Below are 23,801 nucleotides of genomic sequence, written 5' to 3'. Positions count from 1 at the left end.
CGGGCCTCTCCGGGTCCGTCCGCCCGGGGCAGGGATGCGCCCCGGGCGGACGCCCGTCAGGGGGACACGCGCATCAGGTGGATCGCCGTGCTCGTCCAGTCCCCCGCCGGCAGTTCGAGCGGCAGCCCGTGCTCCATCAGCACCGTCGCGTGGTGCGTCACTCCGGTGGCCACGTCCCGGTAGACCGCCGCCGGGTCGAGACCGGCGAGATGCACGGGGAATTCGGGCCGGCCCCGGCGCGGCGTCCGCTGCCACGCGAGCACCAGGGCCTCCGCACGGTCGGGCGAGGAGTACTGCACCACCGTGGACCCGTCGTCCAGGGGGGTCCGCAGCCTGTGCTGGACGCCGTGCTGCACCAGATGACGGACCTGCTTGTAGGCGCGGACGAATCCGGCGCCTTCGGCGATCTCCTCGTCCGACCACCGGGTGAGGTCACCGCCGACGGCGAGGAGCCCGGCGGTCGCCACGTGGAACCGGAACGCCAGTGGCACCGTGCGCGCCGTGAGCTCGTTGGGTACGTCGGTGACCCACGCGGCCATGGTCGACGCGGGATAGAGCTGGCTGTAGCCGTGCTGGATCCCGATGCGGTCGGCCGCGTCGGTGTTGTCCGAGGGCCACACCTGATCGGTGCGGGAGAGGATCCCGAGGTCCACCCGGCCGCCACCGCCGCTACACGCCTCGATGCGGAGCCGCGGGTGGTCGGCGCGCAGCCGGTCGATGACGCCGTAGAGGTTGTGGACGTATGCGCTCCACAGGCGGTCGTCGCCGTCGGGGCCGGACGGGCCCGCCTCGCTGAACGCCCGGTTCATGTCCCACTTGAGGAAGTCGATGCCGTGGTCGGCGACCAGCGCCGTGAGCCACGTGTACGCCCAGTCGGCGACGTCGTCCCGGGCGAAGTTGAGCACGAGCTGGTTGCGCAGCTCGGTCCGGGTGCGGTGCGGGAAGTGCAGGACCCAGTCGGGGTGGGCACGGTAGAGGTCGCTGTCGGCGTTGACCATCTCCGGTTCGACCCAGAGGCCGAAGAGCATGCCGAGGCGGTGCACCTCGTCGACCAGCGGGCCGAGGCCGTTCGGAAAGCGCTCGGGGGACGGGGTCCAGTCGCCGAGGCCGGCCCGGTCGCTGCGCCGGGCGCCGAACCAGCCGTCGTCCATGACGTAGAGTTCGGCGCCCAGTTCGGCAGCCCGTGCCGCGAGGGCCATCTGGCGCTTCTCGTCGATGTCGAAGCCGGTGGCTTCCCAGGAGTTGTAGAGCACGGGACGCGTCTCGTCCGGGTGCGGCACGACGTGTGCACGGGTGTAGGCGTGCCACGCGCGGCTCGCGGCACCGAAGCCGCCCTCGGTGCGGAGCCCCGCGAAGCGGGGAGTGGTGTGGGTCTCGCCGGGTGCCAGACGCAGGGCCGTCGAGTCGTGTCCCGCGCCTCCGGTGAAGCCTGCCCGGCCGTCGGAGGTGCGCTGGGCCGTGATGCGCCAGCTGCCGCTCCAGGCGAGGGCGGCGCTCCACACCTCGCCGTGGTCCTCACTCGCGTCGCCGCCGTCCAGCATGACCCACGGGTTCGTGTGGTGGCTGGTGATCCCGCGTCGGCTGGTCAGGACGGTCTCGCCGAACGGCAGGTTCTCGCGCCGGAGTTGGGTCTCCGCGGCCCACGCGCCCGTGACGTGGCTGATGCGGTGGTCGTCGCGCGGCGGCAGGGTCCATGCGGCCGAGTCGGCGCGCAGCAGGACGATGTCGTCCGTGCCGGTGTTGAGCAGGGAGGTCCAGCGCTCGATCACGTCGCTGTCCCCGTGCACCCGGTAGTGCAGCACGATGCCGAACCGGTAATGGCGGTCGCGGAAGACGAGGTCCAACTCCGCTGACCCGTCAGGATTTTCGCGGATGTCGTGGCGGACGGGCATCCACTCGACCGCGCGTGTGCCGTCGGCGAACCGGACCTGCAGTGACGGCACTCCGTAGCGCGCTCCGCCGGCGACGGGCAGTTCCTCGCCGACCGGCGGGCGGCCCTCGAAGCTGCTGACCTCGCGGTCGAGCGCCTGCGGCCGGGCGGCGATCTCCCGCGCCTCGTCCAGGGTCAGCCTGCCGCCCCAGGCCACGTGGCAGGGTGCGCCCGTGCCGTCGATCCGCACCGCGTACGAGGTGTGCGGGGTGTTGAGCAACCACAGGCGGACGTCCGGGGCGTAGGAGATCTGGGGCATGGACGTCCTCACGTTCGGGGGCAGCACTGTGACGGCTGGTAGCCAATCCGGCCTTCGATCCGTTGTCAAGTGTCAGCTCACGAGCAACTTTTGCTCGAAACAGGGCTGATCAACTCCTGTTTCGCAGGACTCCTGCTTTCTTTATTGACAGAGGAAATTAAGTCACCTACGTTTCCGGCCATGTCAACGACCGACCAGGTGGAGGCGTTTCCGGCGGCTACTCCCGCCGCGTCCCTGATCTTCACCACCGTGCTCTCGCAGGGTCCGCTCTCCCGTGTGGAGCTCTCCCGGCGCACCGGCCTCTCCTCGGCCGCGGTCACCAAGGCCGTACGCCCGCTCATGGCAGCGGGCTACTTCGTCGAGGCCGTCGACGACAGCGCTCCGCCGGCGGTCGGACGGCCGGCCAATCCGGTCCGTGTGGACGGCGGCAGGGCGCTGTTCATCGGTGTGAAGGTGACGGCCGACGAGGTGATCGCGGTCCTGGCGGACCTGTGCTGCCGTATCCGGCTGGCACGCCATGTGCCGCTCACCGGCCGGGAGCCCGAGTCGGTGATCGCCGTGATCACGGAACTGACGGCGGAGCTGCGGACGGAGGCCGAGGGTTTCGGCGTGTCCGTCCAGGGGCTCGCGATCGCCATGTCCGGGGATGTGGACCGGTCTGCGGGAGTCGTCCGCTACTCGCCCTTCCTGGACTGGCGTGACATCGCGCTCGCCGACCTCGCGGCGGCGGCCACCGGGCTGCCCACCACGGTCGACAACGACGTACGCGCGCTGACGGTCGCCGAGCAGTGGTTCGGCGCCGGAGTGGGGCTGTCCGACTTCGCCCTGGTCACCGTCGGCGCCGGCATCGGCTGCGGCCTGGTGGTCAACGGCCGGGTCGTCTCGGGGGCGCACGGCATCGCCGGGGAGATCGGGCATCTGCCCATCGATCCCCGGGGGCCGCTGTGCCACTGCGGCAACCAGGGCTGCGTCGAGGCGATCGCCTCCGACCGGGCCATCGTGCAGCGCATCAGAAACGACACGGGCGAGCCGGTCACCGGTCCGGCGCAGGCGCTCGAACTGGCGCACGGCGGCAATCCCGAGGCCCGTGCGGCGTACGCGGACGCCGGCGCGGCGATCGGCCGGGCGATCGGCACGGTGGTCAACCTGCTGGGCCCGGAGCGCGTGATCATCTCGGGCGAAGGACTCGCGGCGTACGACCTGTTCGCCGCCCAGATCAAGGAAGCGTTCTCCGCGACCGCTTTCAGTACAGCCGATCAGTGCGACGTGGTCACACGTCCGCTGCCGTTCGAGGAGTGGGCGCGCGGGGCCGCGGCCACCGCGATCCAGACCTTCACAGGGTCAGACACCATCCAGGAGAAGCGATGACGCAGCAGAGCCGCATACCCGCCGCCGGCGGTCCGAGACGACGCAGCGTCGTCAACGGGATGATGGGAGTGGGAGCAGCCGCCCTCGCCGGGCCCGCCCTCGCGGCCTGCGGCGGTCCTCCCGCCGGTGACACGAAGAGCGTGACGTTCGGGTCCAACGGTGCCGACGCCACACCCAAGAAGGCCTACGCCGCGGTGACCAAGGCCTTCACCGGGAAGACCGAGCTGAAGGTCAAGACCAACACGGTCGATCACGACACCTTCCAGAAGAGCATCTCGAGTTACCTGCAGGGCACCCCGGACGACACGTTCACCTGGTTCGCCGGCTACCGCATGCAGTACTTCGCGGAGAAGAAGCTGGCCGGCCCCGTCGACGACGTGTGGGAGACCATCGGGTCCGGGTACAGCGAGGCGGCCAAGCAGCTCTCCAAGGGCACCGACGGCAAGTACTACTTCGTCCCGCTGTACAACTACCCGTGGGCCGTCTTCTACCGCAAGAGCGTCTTCAAGGAGCGCGGTTACACGGCGCCGGCCACCTGGTCGCAGTTCGTCGCGCTGGCTAAGCAGATGAAGAAGGACGGGCTCTCGCCCATCGCGTCCGGCTACGGCGGCGGCGACAGCTGGTCCATCCTCGGCGCCTTCGACTACCTGAACCTGCGCGCCAACGGCTACGACTTCCACATGGACCTGATGCACGGCAGTGTCGCCTGGAGCGACAAGCGCATGAGCAGGGTCCTGGACCTGTGGCGTGAGATCGCCCCGTACTACCAGCCGGGCGCCGGTGGGCGCTCGTGGCAGGACGCGGCGCAGTCGCTCCTGGAGAAGAAGTCCGGCATGGCCGTCATCGGCCTCTTCCTGGGCCAGCAGGTCACGGACCCGGCGCTGCGCGACGACATCGACTTCTTCCCGTTCCCGGAGATCGACCCGGCACACGGCATGGACAGCGTCGAGGCCCCCACCGACGGCTTCATGCTCAGCCGCGACCCGAAGAACCCCGAAGGGGCGCGCAAGTTCCTCGAGTTCCTCGGCAGCCCCGAGGCGGAGAACATCTACATGGGTGTGGACCCGAGCAACGTCGCCGTCCACAGCAAGGCCGACACCAGCAAGTACAACGCGCTGCAGAAGAAGTCGGCCGAACTGATCGGCGCGGCCAAGCACATCACCCAGTTCAGCGACCGCGACAGCGACCCGGGGTTCATCTCCACCGTCGTGCTGCCGGGGCTGACGCAGTGGCTCAGCCACCCCGACGACGGGACGGCGACGCTGAAGAAGATCGAGTCCCAGCGCGCCCGCTTCTTCTCCGGCTGATCCGCTCCCGATACCCGAACCGCCACCCCGTCGACCCGCCGAGGGACGCCCAAACCCCATGACTTCCACACTCGAAGCACCGGAGGAGCCGGTCACGCCGGCCGCTCACCGGGTGCCGGCCCGACCGGGCAGGCCGCGCAGGCTGAGTCTGCGCGACAGGCTGTTCCTCGGCGTCATCGTCGGTGTGCCGCTGCTGGCCCTGCTGATCTTCGTCTGGCTGCCCGCGCTCGCCTCCTTCGCACTCTCCTTCACCAGCTGGGACGGCATCGCGCTGTCCGACATCGACTGGATCGGCTGGGAGAACTACGGTGAGATCTTCACCAACTACCCGCCGTTCTGGCCGGCCGTCCAGCACAACGTGATCTGGCTGCTGTTCACCGCGCTGCTGCCGACACCGTTCGGCATATTCCTCGCGTACCAGCTGGACCGGAAGATCAGGTTCACCCGGATCTACCAGACCGCGATCTTCCTGCCCATGGTGCTGTCGCTGGCGGTGGTCGGACTCATCTGGGAGATCATCTACAACCCGGACAACGGTCTGCTGAACGGGATCATCGGCGCCGTCTCCCCGGGCACCCACATCGACTGGCTGTCCGATCCCGACCTCAACCTGTGGGCGGTGCTCGTCGCGTCCGCCTGGCGTCACACCGGCTACATCATGATCCTCTACCTGGCCGGGCTCAAGGGCTTCGACCCCGCGCTCAAGGAAGCCGCCGCTCTGGACGGCGCCAACGGCCGTCAGACGTTCCTGCGCGTGGTCTTCCCCGCACTGAAGCCGGTCAACATCGTCATCCTCGTCGTCACGGCCATGGAGTCGCTGCGCGCCTTCGACATCGTGTACGTCCTGGGCGGCGGCATCGGCAGCAAGCCCGGCATGGAGCTGCTCTCGCTCCTGATCACCGACAACATCGTCGGCGAGACCAGCCACATCGGCTACGGCTCGGCCATCGCGGTGATCATGCTCCTGGTCTCGCTGACCGCCATCTGCACCTTCCTCGTACAGAACTTCCGCAAGGACAAGGAGGAGGAGTGACCGCGACCGCCACACCTCCGGCCGCCCCGCCCCGGGCACCGCACGGCACACCCGACGCGAAGCGGTCACGCCCCCGCCGGCAGACCGGCAGGCATCTCTTCCTCGCCGGTGTCTCCCTGCTCTGGCTGATCCCGCTGCTGTGGGCGATGTACACCTCGCTGCGACCGTACGAGGACACCGCCGCGAACGGCTATCTGTCCTGGCCCCGCAGCCTCAGCCTGCAGAACTTCACCGACGCCTGGGCGCAGTCGGGCCTCGTGCACTTCTTCTGGAACTCGGTGCTGGTCACCGTGCCGGCCGTCCTCGGCACGCTGTTCTTCTCCGCCGCGGTGGCCTTCTACGTCTCGCGCTTCGACTTCCGCTGGAACATCGCGCTGCTGATGCTGTTCACCGCGGGCAACCTGCTCCCCGCCCAGGTGCTCATCACCCCGCTGTACCGGCTGTACCTCCAGTGGAACCTGCCCTGGTTCCTGAGCGACTCGTATCTGCTCTACAACTCCTACTGGGGCATCATCGCGATCCACATCGCCTATCAGTGCGGCTTCTGCACCTTCGTGCTGAGCAACTACATGAAGACGATCCCCAAGGAGATCACCGAGGCCGCACTGGTGGACGGCGCCCCCGTATGGCGTCAGTTCTTCCAGATCGTGCTGCCCCTGTGCCGGCCGGCGTTCGCAGCCCTTGCGACGCTGGAGTCGATCTGGATCTACAACGACTTCTTCTGGCCGCTCGTACTGATCGAGACCGGCGACAAGCGTCCCGTCACCTCGGCACTCGCGAGCCTGCAGGGCGAGTACTTCACCAATCCCAACCTCATCGCGGCCGGCGCGCTGATGACCGCCATCCCCACGCTGATCGTGTACTTCGCACTGCAGCGCCAGTTCATCAGCGGCCTGACGATCGGTTCGGGCAAGTAGCCGCGTTCCCCACCCGCACCTCCCCTCTTCACCGGACAGCAGGAGGCCATTTCCCCATGCGCCCATCCACCCGCACCGCCGCGAGAACCGTGCGCGCAGCGCTCGTCCTCGCCGTCACCGCAGGCCTGGCCGTCGCCGCGCCTGCGTCGGCCCAGGGCCGAGGAGACACCGACAGCCAGGTGCCCGCGGTCAAGGAAGCCGCCACCGGCACGACGGCCGTCGCCGAGAAGCCGTACATGGGCTGGAGCAGCTGGAGCCTCCAGACCACCAAGTACCCGGGGGTGAACAGCAAGGGCGACTACAGCTATCTCACCGAAGAGAACGTGAACAAGCAGACGGACGCCCTGGCGTCCAAGCTGAAGAAGTTCGGCTACGAGTACGTCAACATCGACGCCGGCTGGTGGCGCGGCTGGGACTGGACTCCGGAGTTCGACAAGTTCGGACGCCAGAAGGCGGACGCGGAGCGGTTCCCGAGCGGGATGAAGGCCGTCGCGGACCGGATCCACGGCAAGGGCCTCAAGGCCGGCATCTACCTCCCCGTCGGCCTGGAGAAGGAGGGCTACGGCGAGGGCAAGCTGCGGATCTGGAACACCGACGACTGCACCACCGGGGACATCGTCTACAGCGACCTGCGGACGACCAACGGCTGGGACAGCTCGTACAAGATCGACTTCTCGAAGCCGTGCGCTCAGAAGTACGTCGACTCGCAGGCGCAGCTCATCGCGGACTGGGGCTACGACTTCCTCAAGCTCGACGGTGTGGGCCCCGGCTCGTTCAAGAGCGGTGACAACTACGACAACCGCGCCGACGTCGCCGCCTGGCAGAAGGCGATCAAGAGCGCCGGGCGACCGGTCCACCTGGAGATCTCGTGGTCGCTGGACATCGGCCACGCCAAGGACTGGCAGGCCACGTCCAACGGGTGGCGTGTCGACACGGACGTCGAGTGCTACTGCAACACGCTGGTCTCGTGGGAGAACTCGGTCGAGGACCGCTGGCGTGACACGCCCGGGTGGACCCGGTACGCCGGTCCCGGCGGCTGGAACGACCTGGACTCCATCAACGTCGGCAACGCCGCGATGAGCGGTCTGACCAAGGCCGAGCGGCAGAGCTACATGACGCTCTGGGCGATCGCCAAGTCCCCTCTGTACAGCGGCGACGACCTGACCAAGCTGGACGACTACGGCCTGTCGCTGATGACCAACCGCGACGTGCTGGCGATCAACCAGCAGCCGGGCCGGCCCGCGAAGCCGGTGACCTCGGTCGGCGACGAGCAGGTCTGGGCCTCCCAGAACCCCGACGGCAGCTACACCGTCGCCCTGTTCAACCAGGGCGGCTCGCCCTCGCCCGTGACGGCGGACTGGCAGGCGCTCGGCTTCACCGGCCAGGCCTCCGTGCGCGACGTGTGGAACCGCGAGTCCCTCGGCCGGTACAAGGACGGCATCACCCAGGCCGTTCCCGCGCACGGCTCGCGGCTGTTCACCGTGACCCCGCAGGGTCCGAAGCTGCAGACCACGGCGTACGAGGCCGAGTCCCCTGCCAACGTGCTGTCCGGCAACGCGTCGCTCGCCGGCTGTGACGAGTGCTCGGGCGGCAAGAAGGTCGGCAACCTCTACGTCGGCGGCAAGGTCCAGTTCACCGATGTCGTCGTCGCCAAGGCCGGCCGCTACATGGTCAAGGTCGCCTACACCTCGGGCGATCCGCGGTCGGTCGGTGTCTCCGCCAACGGCACGGCACCCGTCGCCACCGCCTTCCCCGCCACGGGCGGCTGGTCCGCGGTCGACTCGATCAGCGTGCCGGTCACGCTGAAGGCCGGCAGCAACACCGTCGTCTTCGACAGCGGTGACGGGTACGCGCCGGACATCGACAAGATCGACGTGCCGCGCGTCTGACCCCGCAGCACAGGAGCACGTCCCGGGGGCGCACCGATCGCGGCGCGCCCCCGGCCCCTTTCCCCCGCCCGGCACCGGGGACAACGCTCCGTGCCGTTCACGACCCGCTCCCCCCTCCCGTGCCCTCCCGTCCGCGTACCCGCATGTCCGCAGGAATGGAGTTCCCCGTGTACGACCAGCAGCAGAACAGACCAGCGCAGAACGGTCCCGGCGACAGCCCGGACCCCTCCCGGCGCCGTGTGCTCTCCCTCGCGGCCGGTGTCGGCGCGCTCACCGCGCTCGGCGGCCTGCCCGCGTTCGCGGCGACCGCTCCCCCGCAGCGTCCGGCGGTCTCCCCCATGCTCGCCGACGGGGAGGGCTCCACGACCCGCATGTGGTACCGCGCCCCCGCGGGTGCGACGACGATGCTCGAACGGGCCCTGCCCGTCGGCAACGGCCGGCTCGGCGCGCTCGTCGGCAACGACCCCGGCCATGAGCTCCTCTTCGTCTCGGACGCCACGCTGTGGACCGGCGGGATCAACGACGAGCTGGAGTCGGACGGTCAGTTCCCATACGGCCGGGCGGACTTCGGCAGCCTCACCCAGCTGGCCCATGTGACGGTGGAGATCCCTGACCATGATCTCGGGTCGGTCAACGGCTTCCGTCGCGAGCTGGACGTCGAGCAGGGCCTGGTCCTCTCCGGATACACCCGGGCGGGCGTCACCTACGAGCGCCGTGTCTTCGCCAGCCACCCCGACGACGTGATCGTCGTCCACTTCTCGCAGCGCGGCGGCGGCCACTACACTGGAACGATCTCGCTCGACGGCACGCACGGCGAGAAGACGTCGGTGGACGCGAAGAAGGACAGCCTCTTCTTCGGCTCGCAGTTCGCGAACGGGCTGCGCTACGGCGCCGCCGTCACCGCCCGCAGCAGGAGCGGCTCGGTCACCACGAGCGGCTCACACATCGAGTTCACCCGGTGCGCCGACCTGACCGTGGTCATCAGCGGTGGATCGAACTACGCCCCCGACTCCACCGCCGGCTTCCGCGACCCGGGCCTCGATCCGGCGGCGCTCGCCGTGACGAAGGTGCTGGACGCCGTGGGCCACTCCCCCACCACCCTCCTGCACACGCATGTCGCGGACCACCGGGACCAGTTCGGAGGGATGAGCGTCTCGCTGGGCACCTCGACCGCGGATCAGCGTGCGCTCGACACCTGGGAACGGCTCAAGTTCCGTACACAGCAGGACGTACCCGACCCCGAACTGGAAGCTCTGTACCTTCAGTTCGGGCGCTACCTGATGGTCGCCAGTTCACGGGACGGTCTTCCGGTGGCCCTCCAGGGTCCGTGGCTGGACGGCAACGATCCGGACTGGATGGGTGACTACCACACCGACGTCAACATCCAGATGAACTACTGGATGGCCGACCGGACGGGCCTCTCGCGCAACTTCGACGCCTTCACCGACTACTGTCTCGCGCAGCTTCCGGTGTGGTCGGAGCTCACCCGGAAGAACTTCAACGACCCGCGCAACCGGTTCCGCAACTCCTCGGGGAAGGTCGCCGGCTGGACGGTGGCGTACTCCACCAACATCCACGGCGGGCTCGGCTGGTGGTGGCACCCGCCGGGCAACGCGTGGCTCTGCAACTCGCTCTGGGAGCACTACGAGTACACGCGGGATCTCGCACACGTGAGGAAGATCTACCCCCTGCTCAAGGGCGCGTGCGAGTTCTGGGAGACCCGGCTGGTGACCATGACGGTCACGGACGCGGAGACCGGCGGGACGCGCGAGGTCCTCGTCGCCGACAAGGACTGGTCGCCCGAGCACGGCCCCCAGGACGCGAAGGGCATCACGTACGCGCAGGAGGTGGTCCGCCAGCTGTTCGCCAACTACCGCGAGGCCAGCCGGCTCCTCGGCAGGGACGCCGCGTTCGCCGGGACCGTGGCGGGGCTCCAGGAACGGCTGTACATGCCGGAGGTCAGCCCGAAGACCGGCTGGCTCCAGGAATGGATGTCCCCCGACAACCTCGGCGAGACCACTCACCGCCACCTCTCGCCGCTGATCGGGTTGTTCCCCGGTGACCGCATCCGCCCCGGCGCCTCACCCGCGGCGCTGGTCAAGGGTGCCACCGAACTGCTCACCGCCCGTGGCATGGAGAGCTTCGGCTGGGCGAACGCCTGGCGCGCCCTGTGCTGGGCGCGCCTGAAGCACGCGGACAACGCGTACGCGCTGGTCGTCAACAACCTGCGGCCCTCCGTCGACGGCACCAACGGCAGCTCGATGAACCTCTTCGACATCTACGAGGTGGAGAAGGGCCGGGGGATCTTCCAGATCGAGTCGAACTTCGGCACCCCGGCCGCGATGATCGAGATGCTGCTGTACTCACGGCCCGGCCACATCGAGCTGCTTCCCGCGCTGCCGGACGCGTGGGCCCGGTCCGGCTCGGTCACCGGCATCGGCGCACGCGGCGGGTTCGTCGTGGACCTGAGCTGGCGGGACGGAAAGGTGCGTGAGGCGAGGATCCGCAGTGTCGGCGGACGCACGACGAAGGTCTCGGCGGGCGGCGGCCGTGCTCGCGACGTGGACCTCCGGCCCGGCGCGGCCGTCACGCTGCGGGACTTCGCGTGAGCGCGCCCGCACGCCGCGCCGTGCGCCTCGGGCTGATCAGCGCACTCACCCTCGCGGCGACACTCCTGGGACCGGCCCACCTCCCGTCGGCCGACGCGGCAGCGCCCGCCGCCGTGCCTTCCCCTCCCGCGAAGTCCGTGGTCACCTGGGCGGCGAGCGCCGACCGGCTCGGGGACGCTCCCGGCGACCGGAGCTACCGTCTCGTCCTGCGGACGAGCGTCGGCGGCAAGGGGCTGCGGATCCGGGTGTCCAACGCCTTCGGCGACCGCCCTCTCGTCATCGGCAGCGCGTACGCGGGGCTCCGCGACAGCGGCGCCCTGCTGCGGCGCGGCAGCAACAAGAGACTCACCTTCGGCGGTGAGACCTCGGTGACCCTGGCTCCCGGCGAGATCCGCTACAGCGATCCGGTGCCCGGCAAGGTCGCGGCGATGAGCGATCTGGCCGTGAGCCTGTACGTGCGCGACACGGGCGGCCCGGCGAGCGGGCACGGGATGGCCATGCAGACGTCGTACGCGACGAGTGGCGAGCACACGGCGGAGGAGGACGGCGGGGCGTACACGGAACGGCTGGGGTCGTGGTTCTACCTCGACGCGGTCACCGTGGACGCGGACCGGGACACCGGCGGCGTGGTGACGCTCGGGGACTCCATCACGGACGGCTGGCAGTCGAGCAGCGACAGGAACCTGCGCTGGCCCGACTATCTGGCCCGACGGCTGCACGCCTCCGCGGACGGCACGGTGAAGGGTGTGGCGAACGCGGGCATCTCGGGCAACAAGGTGCTGGCCGACGGTGCCGCGCAGAGCGCGCTCAAGCGGCTCGACCGTGACGTGCTGTCGCTGCCGGGTGTGCGGACCGTCGTGCTGTTCGAGGGCGTCAACGACCTCAAGTCGCACAGCGGGGTCACGGCGGCCGCGCTCATCGAGGGGTACCGCGAGGTCATCGACCGGTCCCACGCGGCGGGCCTGTGCGTCGTCGGTGCCACCGTCCTGCCGTTCAAGGGCTGGTCGGAGTGGGATCCGCAGGGTGAGGCGGTGCGCACCCAGGTGAACGAGTGGATCCGCACGAGCGGAGAGGCGGACGCCGTGGCCGACTTCGACAAGGTGCTGCGCAGCCCGTACGACGCGCAGCGGATCCTGCCGACGTTCGACGGCGGCGACCACCTGCATCCCAACGACAAGGGCATGCAGGCCATGGCCGACTCGGTGGCTCCGGCGTCCCTGGAGTGCGAGCGCGGCTGACGGGGGCGCGGCGGGGGCGGTCGTGGCCGGGTCACTGACGGCGGCCGGGGCCGTCCCCAGCGGTCCCGTGGTCCGGCGCGGACCTGCCGGGGCGGCCCGGTCCCGTCCCCGGCCGCAGCTGCCGCGCCGCGTCAGCGCAGGCGGGCCGTCGCCACGTGGATTCTGAAGGCACAGGCGACGTGCCCGTCCCGGCCGGCCGATTCCGCCGTGCCGGCGAGGAAGCTCTCCCGCAGGGCCGTCACGGTGGCGTGATCCAGCGGAGCGAGGTCGTACATGCCTGACAGGGAGCCCCACACCTCCTCGGCGGAACCGCTCAGGTCGATGGTCACGGTCTCCCAGTCCGCCGCTCCGAAGCCCGCGGTCCCGAGGATCTCGTCGAGTCCTTCACGGGTGCGTGTCCTTCTGTCGCCCAGTGCCGGGACGCGTCGGGCCGCGGGCGCCTCGTCGAGCGCGGAGCGCAGCATCCCGCCGAACCGCTCGTGAGCCTCGCCCCCGGCGGCGCCGCCGCCCAGCACACAGGCCAGCACTCCGCCGGGCGCCAGCACTCGGGCGACATCCGCGGCCACCTGCTCGATGTCGGCCATGAGCATCAGCGCCATGTGCGAGACACAGGCGTCGAAACCGTCGTCGGGGAAGGGCAGTTCCTGAGCCCGCCCCTCTTCCAGCCTCGCTCCGGTGAGGGCGGGCCTGCGTCGTGCCAGCGCCACCGACTCCGGAGACAGGTCCACCCCCGCGAGCTGCCGCCCCTCGCTCGCGGCCAGGTACTCCAGCAGAAGCCCGTCCCCGCAGCCGAGGTCCAGCACGCGCCTGCTGCCGGCGACCCGATCACGCAGGATCTCGTAGCTGGACTTCCCGTTCGGGGCGCGGCCACGGGCGAACGCCTCGGCGGTGACGGCCGGTTGCTCGGAGTGAAAGGCCCGCAGGAAGGCTTCCTGCGATGCGGTGGTCGTCGTCATCCGTCCAACCTAGTGTGGCGCCTCGGGGGCGGCCGGGGACGGTGGCCCGGACGGCCGGAAAGCGCCGCGCGGTGCCGGGGCGGGCGAGGGCCCGGTCCGGCACCGCGCACCCCGTCACTGCTCGTCGCGCAGGCGGGCCGCCAAGGCGGTCAGGGGCTCGGTTTCCCCGGTGTGCCCCAGGGCGTTCAGCCGGGAGACGGCCGCGTCGAGGCGGGTGAGCGCGGGGGCGGTCCGTTTCAGGTAGATGCCCTCCACGGCGCCCGCGAGACGGACGCACTCGGCCCACTCGCCCGCACGGTCCCCTTCCGCACCGGGATCGCCGATCAGCCCCAGCGCCTTCTCCAGCGCGACCAGGGCGTTCTCGTACTCGCCCACGTAGGCGTAGACCCGCCCGTGTTCGTAGGCCAGGGCGGTGTCCAGGGAGCGGCCGTGCGCCTCGTACTCGGCGGCGCGGGCCTCGTCGGCGATCATGCCGGCGTCGGCGAGACGTTCGAGAGCCTGTTCCAGGCCGTCGGGGCCCTGCTGCTGGGCCTGGAGCCTCGCGAGTTCCCGCAGGCTGTTGCTGACCTGTTCGTAGCGCGGTGCCCGGGCGTGGGCGGCGAGGGCCTGCGCCGCGGCCTCCGCGGCGCGGTCGAACTCGCCGGACTCGGCGAGGAGCACGGCCGTCTCCGCCGCGATCATGGCGTGGCTCCCCGGGTCGTCGTCCCAGCCTGCCGACTCGGCGGCCAGGGCGACGAATTCCACGACGGCCGCCTTGAGGTCCTCTCCCGAGTGCAGCGCACGGGCGCGGGTCAGGCGCAGCTGGGCGACGAGCCGGTCGTCCAACTCGCCGGCGACGACGTCCGGCTCGGTCAGGAGGGAGTCGAGCAGGGCGATGCAGTCCTCGACACGCCCCAGGTCGAGACTGAGCTGCGCTGCGTTGCTGTACGCGCAGTACGCGTCGGTACGGCTGCCGCGGCGCAGTTCCGCCTCCGCCGACCGTGTGAGGTGGCGCAGCGCCTCCTCGGGGCGCCCGAGGTGCATGCAGGTCTCCGCGAGATCGGCGTGGAGACGGGCGGTGTCGATGACGTCGGCCGGCCAGTCGGCGGCCAGTCGCAACCCCTCGGAAAGGTCCGCCTGCGCCGCGCGGGCGTCGCGGAGACCGAGCTGCAGACGGCCGCGCAGTCCGAGCGTGCGGGGCAGGTGCCACGCGGGCCCGTGCGTCTTCAGCCGGTTCTGCAGGGCGTCGATCTCGGCCACCGCGGCAGGCAGCGCGCCGGATATGGCGTGTGCGCTGGCCCGCAGCATCAGGGCGCCGGAGATCTGCGTGATGAGGTCGTGCCGGGTGGCGAACGCGTGGAGCAGGTCCGCTTCCGCGAACACGGGCGCGACGTGCTCGTCGCTCCCCGACGTCTGGAGGCGCAGGCCGAGCGCCGTCGCCCGCAGCCGCAGCAGGCGTGCCTCCTGGTGGGGCGCGAGGCCCTGCGTCTCCTCCTGCAGACGGACGACGCCTTCGTGGACGGCGGTCAGCGCGGCGACCTTGGCCTCTGCGCCGTCGGCTCCCTCCGAGGGGACCTCTGCCGCGGAGAGCAGCGAGCAGGCGTGGGCGACGGCTGCCTCACCGGGCATCCCGGCATCCTCGTAGAGGCCCGCGGCCTCGGCGTGCAGGTCCGCGGATTCGGCGTACTCGTCCCTCTCCCCCGCCCGGGTCGCCTCGTCGGCCAGCAGGTCGGCGCGCAGACGTACGAGGGGGCCGACGGCCGGATCGTCGGGGTGGGTGTAGTCCCGGGAGGCGGTGAGCGTGCGCAGTCGCGCCCAGCACGCCTGCGCCTCCGGGTGGCCCTGCTCGTCCAGCGCCCTCGCCCGGGCGATCAGTTCGGGCAGCGCCTCGGGAAGGACGGCGGCCGTCCGTGCGGCGGGCTCGGCAGCGGGCGCCTCGGCCGCGGCCTCGTCGAGGCCGCGGGTGCGCAGGGTGAGTTCCAGTGCGTCCGTGAGCGGGGCGCGGTCGAGGCGGACCCTCCGCCGGTCGGCGTGCGCCGACGTCTCGTTGCGGGCGTCGAACCGGGCGGCGAGGGCGTCGGCACGGCCGCCCACTTCGGCGCGCAGGCCGGCCACGGTCCAGGTGCGGCCCGCGAACCCGGCGGCGGGCAGGCCGCCGTGGCCGAGGTGCTCGACGCGCTGGAGGAGGACTTCCACACCGGTGAGGAAGTCGCACAGGTCGAGCGGTGAGTCGACGTCGTCGAGGAGGTTCCGGTTCTCGGCCAGCAGTTCCAGACCGCGCGCCTCGTTGCCCGTCAGCGCGCAGAACTCCAGGTGACGGCCGACCTCGCCGGCCATCGAGGGGTTGCGGCGGCAGCGGCGGTAGCCGGCGAGGTGCAGTTCACGGGCCCGGTCGGTCCCGCCGGTGCGCAGCAGGGGAAGCAGTGCGTACGAGACGGAGCGGGCGGGCTCCTCCTGGCAGGATTCCTTGCCCGCCAGGACGGGTTCCCAGGTCCGCAGGGCCCGCTCGTCGTCACCGGCGGCGAGGTGGAAGCGGGCCCGCTCGCAGATCTCGCACGCCTCGCAGTCGCTGAGCGGGGTGCGGGCCCGGCCCGCCCACAGCTCGTAGGCGAGGGTGGTGTCCTGACCCGCGTGGGCGGCGAGCTGGTAGGCCTGCCCGTAGTAGGGCTGGAGGCCGAAGCCCTGCTTCTCGTACCGCTCGCCCATCTCCGTCAGCCACTGGCGCAGACTGACCAGCGGAACCTCGGGGAGCTGGCGCAGGGCGTTCGCCACCCACTTGAACCGCCAGAACAGCGTGTGGCGCAGGCGTTCGTCGAAGACGTCGGGCTGCTCGTCGAACAGGGTGAGCAGACGGGCGAAGACGACGGGCGACTTCCGGGGCTCGGAGCCATAGGTGTACGCCTCCTGGAGCTCGAACAGCGCCTGTACGAGCGGCACCGGCTCGCCGAACTGCTCTGCGGCGTCGACGAGTTCCTCGGCGGTGACGGTGCGCGTGCGGCCGTAGGGGAGCCGGTCGTTGTCCTGGAGGGCCCGGTACAGCTCGTCGGTGGTCTGGGGTGCGGTCGGCATCGTCAGCTGTCCTTGCGGAGGGCGTGGGCGAGAAGGTCGAGGAAGGAGCGGTTGATGAGGCTCGATTCGGAGGGTCTCAGCGGGCGCCGGGACAGCAGCGCGGCCTGCCCGTAGAGCGCTTCCGCGCTGGTACGTGCCAGCTCGGGCGCGTCGATGGCCACGGCCGTGCGGACCAGGGGGTTGAGCTGGTTGAGGATCAGCTGGGCTCTCGGGGCCTCCTGGCGCAGGGCACCGAGGATGTCGCCCCACAGGCCGCCGTCCTGCTCACGGGCGAGCTGCGAGCGTGTCCGCTCGTGCCGGGCTTCCCTGCTGTCCATGAGGAGGGCGGGGGCGGACGCGGGCTGGAAGGTGCGCAACGCGACGTCGCAGTCGAACACGGCGAGCGCCTCGCGGGCCAGGGCGAGGTAGGCCGCGGCAGCCAGCTCCGTCTCCCGGTCCACCGGGTCGAGGTGGGCCGTGAGGGTCGCCGGATCGAGGTCCGCGACACTGACCTCCGGCCTGATCTCGGGGAGGCGGTGGACCAGTTCGCGGTCGTACGTGTAGCCGCCGTTGACGACGCCGAGACCGGCGGCCGAGGCGATCGCCGCGACCTGCCGGAACTCCTCGACGCTCGACGTCACGAGTACGGTGCGGTGGGCCCGTGCGAACGCGTCGAGCGTGGTGTGTCCGTCCGTGGTCTCGAACGGCAGCCACGGCAGCAGCATCCGCATGATCTCGTTGTCGTGGACCGCGAGCGACTTGACGGCCAGATGGTGGGCCTGGAGGAAACGGGTGAGCAGATCCGGGTCACTGGCGGCAGCCCGGGCGATCCAGGCACGGAGCCGCTCGGCCAGCGCGTCGCGCACGGCGGCGAGTGTGTCGTCCTCGTACAGGGACTCGCGGGACGCCGTCGGGCGCAGGCTCTCGGCATCGACGACACACCGGACGAAGAACGCCCACTCGGGCAGGATCTCCTCGGCCTGTTCGGAGAGCAGCATGCCTTTGACGTGCACGCGGTGACCGTGCCGCCGCCCCGCCGGCACCGCCTCGGGCAGAACGCAGGCGATGCCCTTGAGGCCGACCGCGGGCAGATCCAGATCGATGGTGTCCAGCGGCGTGAAGCCGAAGACCTCCTCGCCGTAGGCGGCGAGCGCGCGCGAACGGGTCCCCGGCGTCGGGTACGTACGTGCCCAGGGGGCGGGCTCGGGGTTGACCGAGGCGCCGGGGCCACCCGTGCCGTCGTCGAAGGTCACGGGGTGGCGCAGCAGGGCCCCGAAGTGCCGGGCCAGTGCGTGCACCTTCGCGGGCCGGGTCCACTCGGCCGCGTCGGCGCGCGGCGTCAGCGTGACCGTGGTGCCGGGCCGGGGGCGGGCGGACGCGGGCAGGGTCCGGATGGTGTAGCTTCCGTCGCCCCGTCCCCGCCACTCCACGGCGGGTGCGCCGGGGGTGCGGGCGGAGCGGCTCACGACGTGGATCTCGTCCGCGACCAGGAAGCACGAGAGCAGACCGATCCCGAACTGGCCGATGAAGTCGCCACGCTGTTCCGCGATCCGTTCGGCCCGCTTGCTGCTGCGGCCGATCGTGGCGAGGAAGGTGTGCACGTCGGCTTCGGTGAGACCGACGCCGTCGTCCTCGACACGGACCACCGATCCGTCGGCGTACATACGGATTCCGAATGCGTCCGCGGGGGCGTCGGGTTCGATGCCGTGCCGTGCGGTCAGTGCGTCGACCGCGTTCTGCAGGAGTTCGCGGAGATAGACCCGCGGGCTGGAGTAGAGGTGGTGGGAGAGGAGATCGACGAGGCCGCGCAGGTCCACCTGGAAGGTGTGGTCGGCGCCGGCCGGGTTCGTGGCGGTGTGGGGCAGAGTCATCGGGCAGTCCGGAGTGGGAGAGGTGGCAGGGGGCCGGTGGGCGGGGCGGGATGCGAGCGGAGTCCGCTCAGCCGCGGCGGCGGGAGTGCCGTGCGAACTGCTGCTCGGCCTCCGCCATGTACGTCCAGGGCCATCGGGTGTACGCGCCGTCGAGCGCCCGGAAGACCCGCTTGGCCGCGTGGCGTTCGTCGGCGAGCGACAGGGCCATGGCGAACATGTTGAAGTCCTGCTGCCAGCCGGGGCGCCGCTCGTAGTCGGGGTGGAGGATGCTGTGCTCGGCCGCTTCCCGCAGCTCCGCCTGGATTCCGGAGGTCTCCAGGCACTCCTGGGTGTCCGACTCCACCCAGTCCTCGATGTGCGCCATGGCGATCACGCAGCCCAGCCGGTGGCCCTGCGGAGTCCGGGCGAGCGCGTCTCGGGCGAACTCCATGCCCTGGCCCGGCTCGCCGCCCCAGCGCGGCTGCAACTGCTGCAGCCATTCCACGTGGATGTCCAGGTTCAGCGGGTCGCGGCGCATCGCGGCGTCGAGCCGGGTCTCGTTGACCGCGAGGCCCAGCGACATGCCACGGCCGGAGGTGAGCAGATGGCGCCACGGTGTCACCCAGTCCGGGCGCAGTTCCGCGGCCTCGAACAGATGCTGTTCGGCGATGTGGAGACGCTCGTGGAAGACACGCCACTGTTCCCGCGTGACATTCACGGCGCGGGCGGCCGTGCGCGCCTCCCATCCCCAGGCGACATGGCGTGCCCCGGATATGAGGAGGGCCACCGCGCGGTGTTCCTTGTCCTCGTCGGCGGCACGCACGATCCACTCCTGCAGCCCGTCCCAGTTGGCGAGTTCGCCCAGGACCGGCTGGTCATGCCCGATGTCGAACGGGGCCAGTGCGGCCTTGACCGCCTCCCAGTCACGCTCGTCGGCCGCCTCCAGCAGGGCGAGCACCCGCGCGTCGCCGAGTGCGCGCAGCGTGTACATCCCGTTCTTCTGCCTGCGAGGGACGGGAAGGGCGTGCGGATCCGTCGGGGGTCTCTCCCCGGTCCTGTCGAACAGCTTGCCGAACATGCCGCGCCCTCCCCTGGTCCAGCGTGATCATCGGGGTGCAGCATAAGCGTCACCACCGACAACGCGTCCACAGGGTATTCACGGTTGCTTCACGCGTTCCACCCGGTCATCGCCCCTCCTGACGACAACCGGCGCCGGACGGCAACAGCACGTGCGCCAGGGGCGGGTCGTCGCCCGGGCGGTGGGGCGGCACCGGACCCGAGACGCCTCTCGCGCACCCCACGTCGGTCCCGCGGTCGACGGGGTTCACGATGAGTTCGAGTTCGAGCTCCATGTCCCGCTGACGCGCGTGACGCAGTCGTTCAGGTCTGGGCTCGGCGGTATTCCGAGGTTCGCGCCTCCTCTTGTCGCGCGTCTTATCGTCGCGCTTCCTCTTGTCGCGCTTCCTCTTGTCGCGCGCCTCCTCTTGTCACGCGTCAGGTTTCGCCGATGTGCGACTGTCACGAATTCCAGCCTTTGTCCGGCCCATACGGACGCCGGTACGCCGGGCCGCGCCGGGGCGGCCGCACAGCCGCTGGGCGTCGAGGGACACGTGACCTGCGGAACTCAGGGGACGGCGGATCCTGCCGTCAACTTCGTGCGCTACATTCATTCTCCGGAGCGAAGACCACGGGTGGGGACGTAGTTCGGCTCTCGGATCACCGATTCCGCTGGGGCCGTCCGTGCGTGCGCTCCGGTTCCAGTCCGTTGGGGGATGTGCGTACAGCCGTGGAGAACAGGCAGGAAGACACCCGGACCGGACACAGCCATGAACGCCATGAGGTGACCATGCAGCTGCATGGCGTTCTGCGTCAGCTCTCCGGTCTGGCCGGTCACGCGCGCTCCGCGGACGGGCAGGACAACCCGGTGTTCGTCGACGAGAGCGGTCGCCGGGGGAAGACGCTGCGCAAGGTGGGATGGCTCATCGCCGTCGTCTGCACGGCCTTCGCGGCCTCCATAGTGCTCTCCCTCTTCGGCGGCGATTCGACAGCGCCGTCGCTTCCGCTCACCACCCAGGAGGAGCGCGTGGCGCCGGGGGTCACCGATGGGGAACCCGCGGCCGCCGATCCGACGCGGGATGCGTCCGGCTCACCGGAGTCCGGCACCTCCGTGGACGGCGGGAGCACCGTCGAGGCCGACGTCCCCGGCGACGGCGAGGGATAGGCCGCACCGCCCCTCCGCGTGGACCCGCTGCATGTGGCTCCGCTCGACGGGCTCCGCGTGCGGCTCGGGCTGGGAGGAATATCTGCCGTTCGAGCGGGACAGAGCTGATCCCGGCGGCCGAGGAAAGGTTCGGCCGCCGGGATCGGTGAAGACGGATTCACTTGGACTTGAATGCGTCCTTCGCCTTCTCCTTGGCCTCGCGGAGATCACCCTTGGCCTCTTCCGCACGGCCTTCGGCCGTCAGGGACTCGTTGCCCACGGCCCCGCCGACAGTCTTCTTGACCTTTCCCTCGGCCTGCTCACCCTTTGCCCGGGTCTTTTCGTCGGCAGCCACGAAACACACATCCCGTCGTACTCGAGAACATCGTCGCCCACCGTCTGACCTGAGGCTCTCGGGATAAACCACGAGAATTCCGGACGAGGGAAAGCATGTGTTCCGGGTGCGCACTCACCCGAACGCCTGCGGTGCGAACGTACGGCGTAGCCCCGGCGGATCGGCCGGGGCGGACGAGGGGTGCGGGTCCGGAGGGTGGTCGCCTCTCGGCGGAGGGCTCCATGGGGCTTCAGCCGAACGATCGTCTCCATGGGCTATAGGTGAGGCCCGGGGACACTGTCCCCTCCGTACCCACATACGGATGAACCATCAACCACGCGGCGTTGTTCCAGCCTCTTCGCCCTCCGGACAGTGACCCGGACCACTCCGGCCCGACAGGCATCCGGAGCGGACGGTGGCGGGGATTCAGCCCGTCGACTCGTCCGGAGTCGGCTGCTCCGGGTGCACTCCGGCATTGCGGGCGGTGTCACGGCCCGCGCCGGCCTCGTCGGGGTCGCCCGTGTCCGGAGCGCCGCCGTCGGCCTCGGACCCGGAACCCGTCTCCGCACGGGGGCGCTCGATGCCCGGCGGGAGGATGACGTCGAGGGCGTCCTCGCCCTCCTGGGCCTGCTGGTCGGGCATGTCGGCGGGGACCGGCGGCGGGCTGGCCTCGGCCCCCGTGTACGCGATTCCGGCGGGCCTGCGGTCGGTCATGTCGTGCCTCCTGTCGATGCGCGGCCGCTCCTCCGCGGGCCGGTGTCGCCCCTCGCGTACCCGCTGCGTCCGGCGCGACGCAGTCGCGCCCTCTGCCGGGTTGCAGGCCCGCGCGGGCGTGCAACCCGGCAGAGGGCGGCACGCCTGCTCGGGCGCCGTCGACAAGCGTCCGCACGGTCAGCCCGCGGGCCTCCGGCCTCACCCGGTCGCACCGCACGCCTGATGGGCAGCATCGTCTCCACCCCGCCCTGGGCGAGATGGTCCAGGATCAGCCGGTTGACCAGGGCCGGCTTCTCCAGCGGCACCAGATGAGAGGCGCCGGGCACCACTGCCAGCTGTGACTCCGCGATCGCCCGGTAGAGGGCGATCGTGTGCTCCAGAGTCATCATGTCGTCGTCGCCGACCATGACCAGGACGGATGCCTCGATCCGGGCGAGGTCGTCGGCGGTGAGCGTCGGCTGGGTGCGCCACATGTCGATCATCTTCGCCGCCACCACCGGCCAGTGGTCCGGGCCGTCAGGCGTGACGGGCGCGTACATCTCCCGGAAGAACCCGAGGTCGTCTCCATCGGGAGTCATCGCGTCGAGCATGGCCGGTTCGGCGAAGCTCTCCGCGGCCGGTCGGACGTTGGCCCCGATCGCCACGACCTTGCGGACCAGGTCGGGCCGCGCGATGGCCACGAGCAGCGCGACGACACCGCCGTCGCTCCAGCCCACCAGGTGCGCCGGGCCCTCCACGACCGTCTCCAGGAAGGCCACCGTGTCGTCGGCCATCGCCTGGTAGGAGAGCGGCCCCGCGACATCAGGGGTGTGGCCGTGCGCGCGCCGCTCGGGAAGGTAGAGCCGGTACGCGGCCGCAAGGTCGGCGCGCTGCGCTCCCCAGGTCTCGTTGGTGCAGAACCCTCCGTGCAGCAGGAGGAGCGGATCACCGGCTCCCTCGGTCTCGTACCACGTCCTGACACCGGGCAGGTCCACGTAGTCGCCCAGCGCCTGCGGCTTCTCCGGACTTCCGTTCACCCAGTCAGTCTGCGCCGCGCCCACGACGGACGCCACGCGGGGCCGAGGCACCGCCGCTCCCGCCCGCCCGACACGCGGTGGACGAAGGCGTGCGGTGGGCGGACGGCGGACTCACGGACAGCCCCGTCAGCGGTCAGGACGTGACGAGCACCTTGCTGAGCAGCGGCAGGTGGTCGGAGGCGGCCGGCTCGGCACCCACGACACGTGTGACGAGGGGCGTGACGCCACGGGTCGTGTAGATGACGTCGATCCGCTCGGTCGGGGCCTCGGCCGGGTACGTGGCGCCGTCGCCGCGCCCGTGCAGGGACGTGGCCCAGGCGTCGGTGTAGGCCTTCTGCAGCGGCTGCGACTCCGGCGCGGTCGGCAGGGCGTTGAAGTCGCCGACGAGGATCCCGGGCTTCTTCGTCCCGATCAGGTCGACGACCTGCGCGGTCTGCTGCAGGCGGTCGGTCTGCGAACTGGCGGACAGGTGGGTGTTGTAGAACTCCACCTTCTTGCCCCGGACGTCGACGGTGGCGTGCAGCAGACCGCGCTGCTCCTGGCCGGGCGTCTTGTAGAGCCAGGTGTTGTCCGACGCGGTGATGGGGTACCGGGACAGGATCGCGGTTCCGTACTGGACGCGATGTCCGCCGGTGGCCGGCGGGGCGTTGTCGATGTTGGCACCGAACACGACGTGGTAGCCCAGCATCGCGGCGAGTTCGGCGGGCTGGTCGGCCCACTCGCTGCGTGCCGAGTAGTGGTTGTCGACTTCCTGCAGACCCACCACGTCGGCGCCGCTCCGCCGGACGACGGAGGCGATCCTCTCGAGGTCGAGCGCGTCGTCGGAGCCCTGGGCATGGTGGATGTTGAAGGACATGACGTCCAGCACGCGCGGCCCGGGGACGCGGGTGACCGAGGCGTCGTCGGCGGCCGAGGCCTGGCCGACCGCTCCGGTGGTGGCGAGAGCTACGGCAGCGGCGAGAACGGACAGGGTCCGGCGGAACATGGGGGCCTCCTGGCTCGGATTCACTAGCGCTGCCGATCTTGGTGCGGCCCACTGACGTGCCCGTGACCGCAGGGTGAAGCCCGTCTCCCCTCCAGATGTCGTCCGTCCCCGTCCTGCGGCTCGCACGCACCTGCGGCCGTGTGGTCGGAGACCACTGACCGGCCGGGGT

16 protein-coding genes and 1 pseudogene are annotated in these 23,801 nt (G+C 70.7%); 8 read left to right on the top strand and 9 right to left on the bottom strand.

Going from position 1 to position 23,801, the window contains the following annotated elements; translation table 11 throughout:
- Positions 1 to 56: 56 nt before the first annotated feature.
- The gene (locus ACFYY2_RS09280) at positions 57 to 2,189 is read right to left on the bottom strand and encodes an alpha-galactosidase (protein ID WP_388739250.1); all 2,133 of its coding nucleotides are present in this window, start codon (positions 2,187 to 2,189) and stop codon (positions 57 to 59) included.
- Between the two features lie 180 nt (positions 2,190 to 2,369).
- Between ACFYY2_RS09280 and ACFYY2_RS09275 the strand changes: the two genes are divergently transcribed.
- The 7 genes from ACFYY2_RS09275 (at position 2,370) to ACFYY2_RS09245 (ending at position 12,550) form a co-directional block, all read left to right on the top strand.
- The gene (locus ACFYY2_RS09275) at positions 2,370 to 3,557 is read left to right on the top strand and encodes an ROK family protein (protein ID WP_388739248.1); all 1,188 of its coding nucleotides are present in this window, start codon (positions 2,370 to 2,372) and stop codon (positions 3,555 to 3,557) included.
- A complete protein-coding gene (locus ACFYY2_RS09270; RefSeq protein ID WP_388739245.1) occupies positions 3,554 to 4,864 on the top strand; it encodes an ABC transporter substrate-binding protein in 1,311 nt (436 codons plus the stop codon). The genes ACFYY2_RS09275 and ACFYY2_RS09270 overlap by 4 nt, the downstream gene beginning before the upstream one ends.
- A gap of 58 nt (positions 4,865 to 4,922) precedes the next feature.
- Entirely contained in the window at positions 4,923 to 5,897 is a 975-nt protein-coding gene (locus ACFYY2_RS09265) for a carbohydrate ABC transporter permease (protein ID WP_388739241.1), read from the top strand.
- Positions 5,894 to 6,814 carry a carbohydrate ABC transporter permease gene (locus ACFYY2_RS09260; RefSeq protein WP_388739239.1) on the top strand — a complete coding sequence of 307 codons (921 nt, stop codon included), beginning with the start codon at positions 5,894 to 5,896 and terminating at the stop codon, positions 6,812 to 6,814. The genes ACFYY2_RS09265 and ACFYY2_RS09260 overlap by 4 nt, the downstream gene beginning before the upstream one ends.
- A gap of 56 nt (positions 6,815 to 6,870) precedes the next feature.
- Positions 6,871 to 8,703, top strand: coding sequence for an alpha-galactosidase D (locus ACFYY2_RS09255; protein WP_388739236.1), 1,833 nt, complete (start codon positions 6,871 to 6,873; stop codon positions 8,701 to 8,703).
- A 155-nt stretch (positions 8,704 to 8,858) separates the two neighbouring features.
- Positions 8,859 to 11,312, top strand: coding sequence for a glycoside hydrolase N-terminal domain-containing protein (locus tag ACFYY2_RS09250; protein ID WP_388740032.1), 2,454 nt, complete (start codon positions 8,859 to 8,861; stop codon positions 11,310 to 11,312).
- On the top strand, positions 11,309 to 12,550 hold the full coding sequence (locus tag ACFYY2_RS09245) for an SGNH/GDSL hydrolase family protein (protein WP_388739233.1): 1,242 nt from the start codon (positions 11,309 to 11,311) through the stop codon (positions 12,548 to 12,550). The genes ACFYY2_RS09250 and ACFYY2_RS09245 overlap by 4 nt, the downstream gene beginning before the upstream one ends.
- Before the next feature lie 131 nt (positions 12,551 to 12,681).
- On the opposite strand, the gene ACFYY2_RS09240 is transcribed toward ACFYY2_RS09245, so the two are convergent.
- The 4 genes from ACFYY2_RS09240 to ACFYY2_RS09225 form a co-directional block, all read right to left on the bottom strand.
- The gene (locus tag ACFYY2_RS09240) at positions 12,682 to 13,506 is read right to left on the bottom strand and encodes a class I SAM-dependent methyltransferase (protein WP_388739231.1); all 825 of its coding nucleotides are present in this window, start codon (positions 13,504 to 13,506) and stop codon (positions 12,682 to 12,684) included.
- 114 nt (positions 13,507 to 13,620) lie between these two features.
- Entirely contained in the window at positions 13,621 to 16,554 is a 2,934-nt protein-coding gene (locus ACFYY2_RS09235; RefSeq protein ID WP_388739228.1) for a hypothetical protein, read from the bottom strand.
- A gap of 2 nt (positions 16,555 to 16,556) precedes the next feature.
- Complete coding sequence (locus ACFYY2_RS09230) at positions 16,557 to 18,404, bottom strand: HSP90 family protein (protein WP_388739225.1); 1,848 nt, start codon at positions 18,402 to 18,404, stop codon at positions 16,557 to 16,559.
- Positions 18,405 to 18,471: 67 nt separating this feature from the next.
- Entirely contained in the window at positions 18,472 to 19,461 is a 990-nt protein-coding gene (locus ACFYY2_RS09225; RefSeq protein WP_388739222.1) for a hypothetical protein, read from the bottom strand.
- A 768-nt stretch (positions 19,462 to 20,229) separates the two neighbouring features.
- Here ACFYY2_RS09225 and ACFYY2_RS09220 point away from each other — a divergent pair.
- A complete protein-coding gene (locus ACFYY2_RS09220) occupies positions 20,230 to 20,604 on the top strand; it encodes a hypothetical protein (RefSeq protein WP_388739221.1) in 375 nt (124 codons plus the stop codon).
- 157 nt (positions 20,605 to 20,761) lie between these two features.
- Here ACFYY2_RS09220 and ACFYY2_RS09215 read toward each other — a convergent pair whose 3' ends face one another.
- From ACFYY2_RS09215 to ACFYY2_RS09200, 4 genes and pseudogenes are all read right to left on the bottom strand, one after another.
- Positions 20,762 to 20,938, bottom strand: a complete 177-nt coding sequence (locus ACFYY2_RS09215; RefSeq protein WP_388739218.1) for a CsbD family protein — start codon at positions 20,936 to 20,938, stop codon at positions 20,762 to 20,764.
- Positions 20,939 to 21,343: 405 nt separating this feature from the next.
- On the bottom strand, positions 21,344 to 21,631 hold the full coding sequence (locus ACFYY2_RS09210) for a hypothetical protein (RefSeq protein WP_388739215.1): 288 nt from the start codon (positions 21,629 to 21,631) through the stop codon (positions 21,344 to 21,346).
- A gap of 188 nt (positions 21,632 to 21,819) precedes the next feature.
- A pseudogene (locus tag ACFYY2_RS09205) lies at positions 21,820 to 22,617 on the bottom strand (alpha/beta fold hydrolase); the annotation flags it as partial.
- A 163-nt stretch (positions 22,618 to 22,780) separates the two neighbouring features.
- Positions 22,781 to 23,632, bottom strand: a complete 852-nt coding sequence (locus ACFYY2_RS09200; protein WP_388739214.1) for an endonuclease/exonuclease/phosphatase family protein — start codon at positions 23,630 to 23,632, stop codon at positions 22,781 to 22,783.
- Between the last annotated feature and the right edge of the window lie 169 nt (positions 23,633 to 23,801).

This window comes from Streptomyces sp. NPDC001822 (assembly GCF_042892135.1).
Lineage (GTDB): Bacteria > Actinomycetota > Actinomycetes > Streptomycetales > Streptomycetaceae > Streptomyces.
This window is presented reverse-complemented; position numbering and strand designations above follow the sequence as displayed.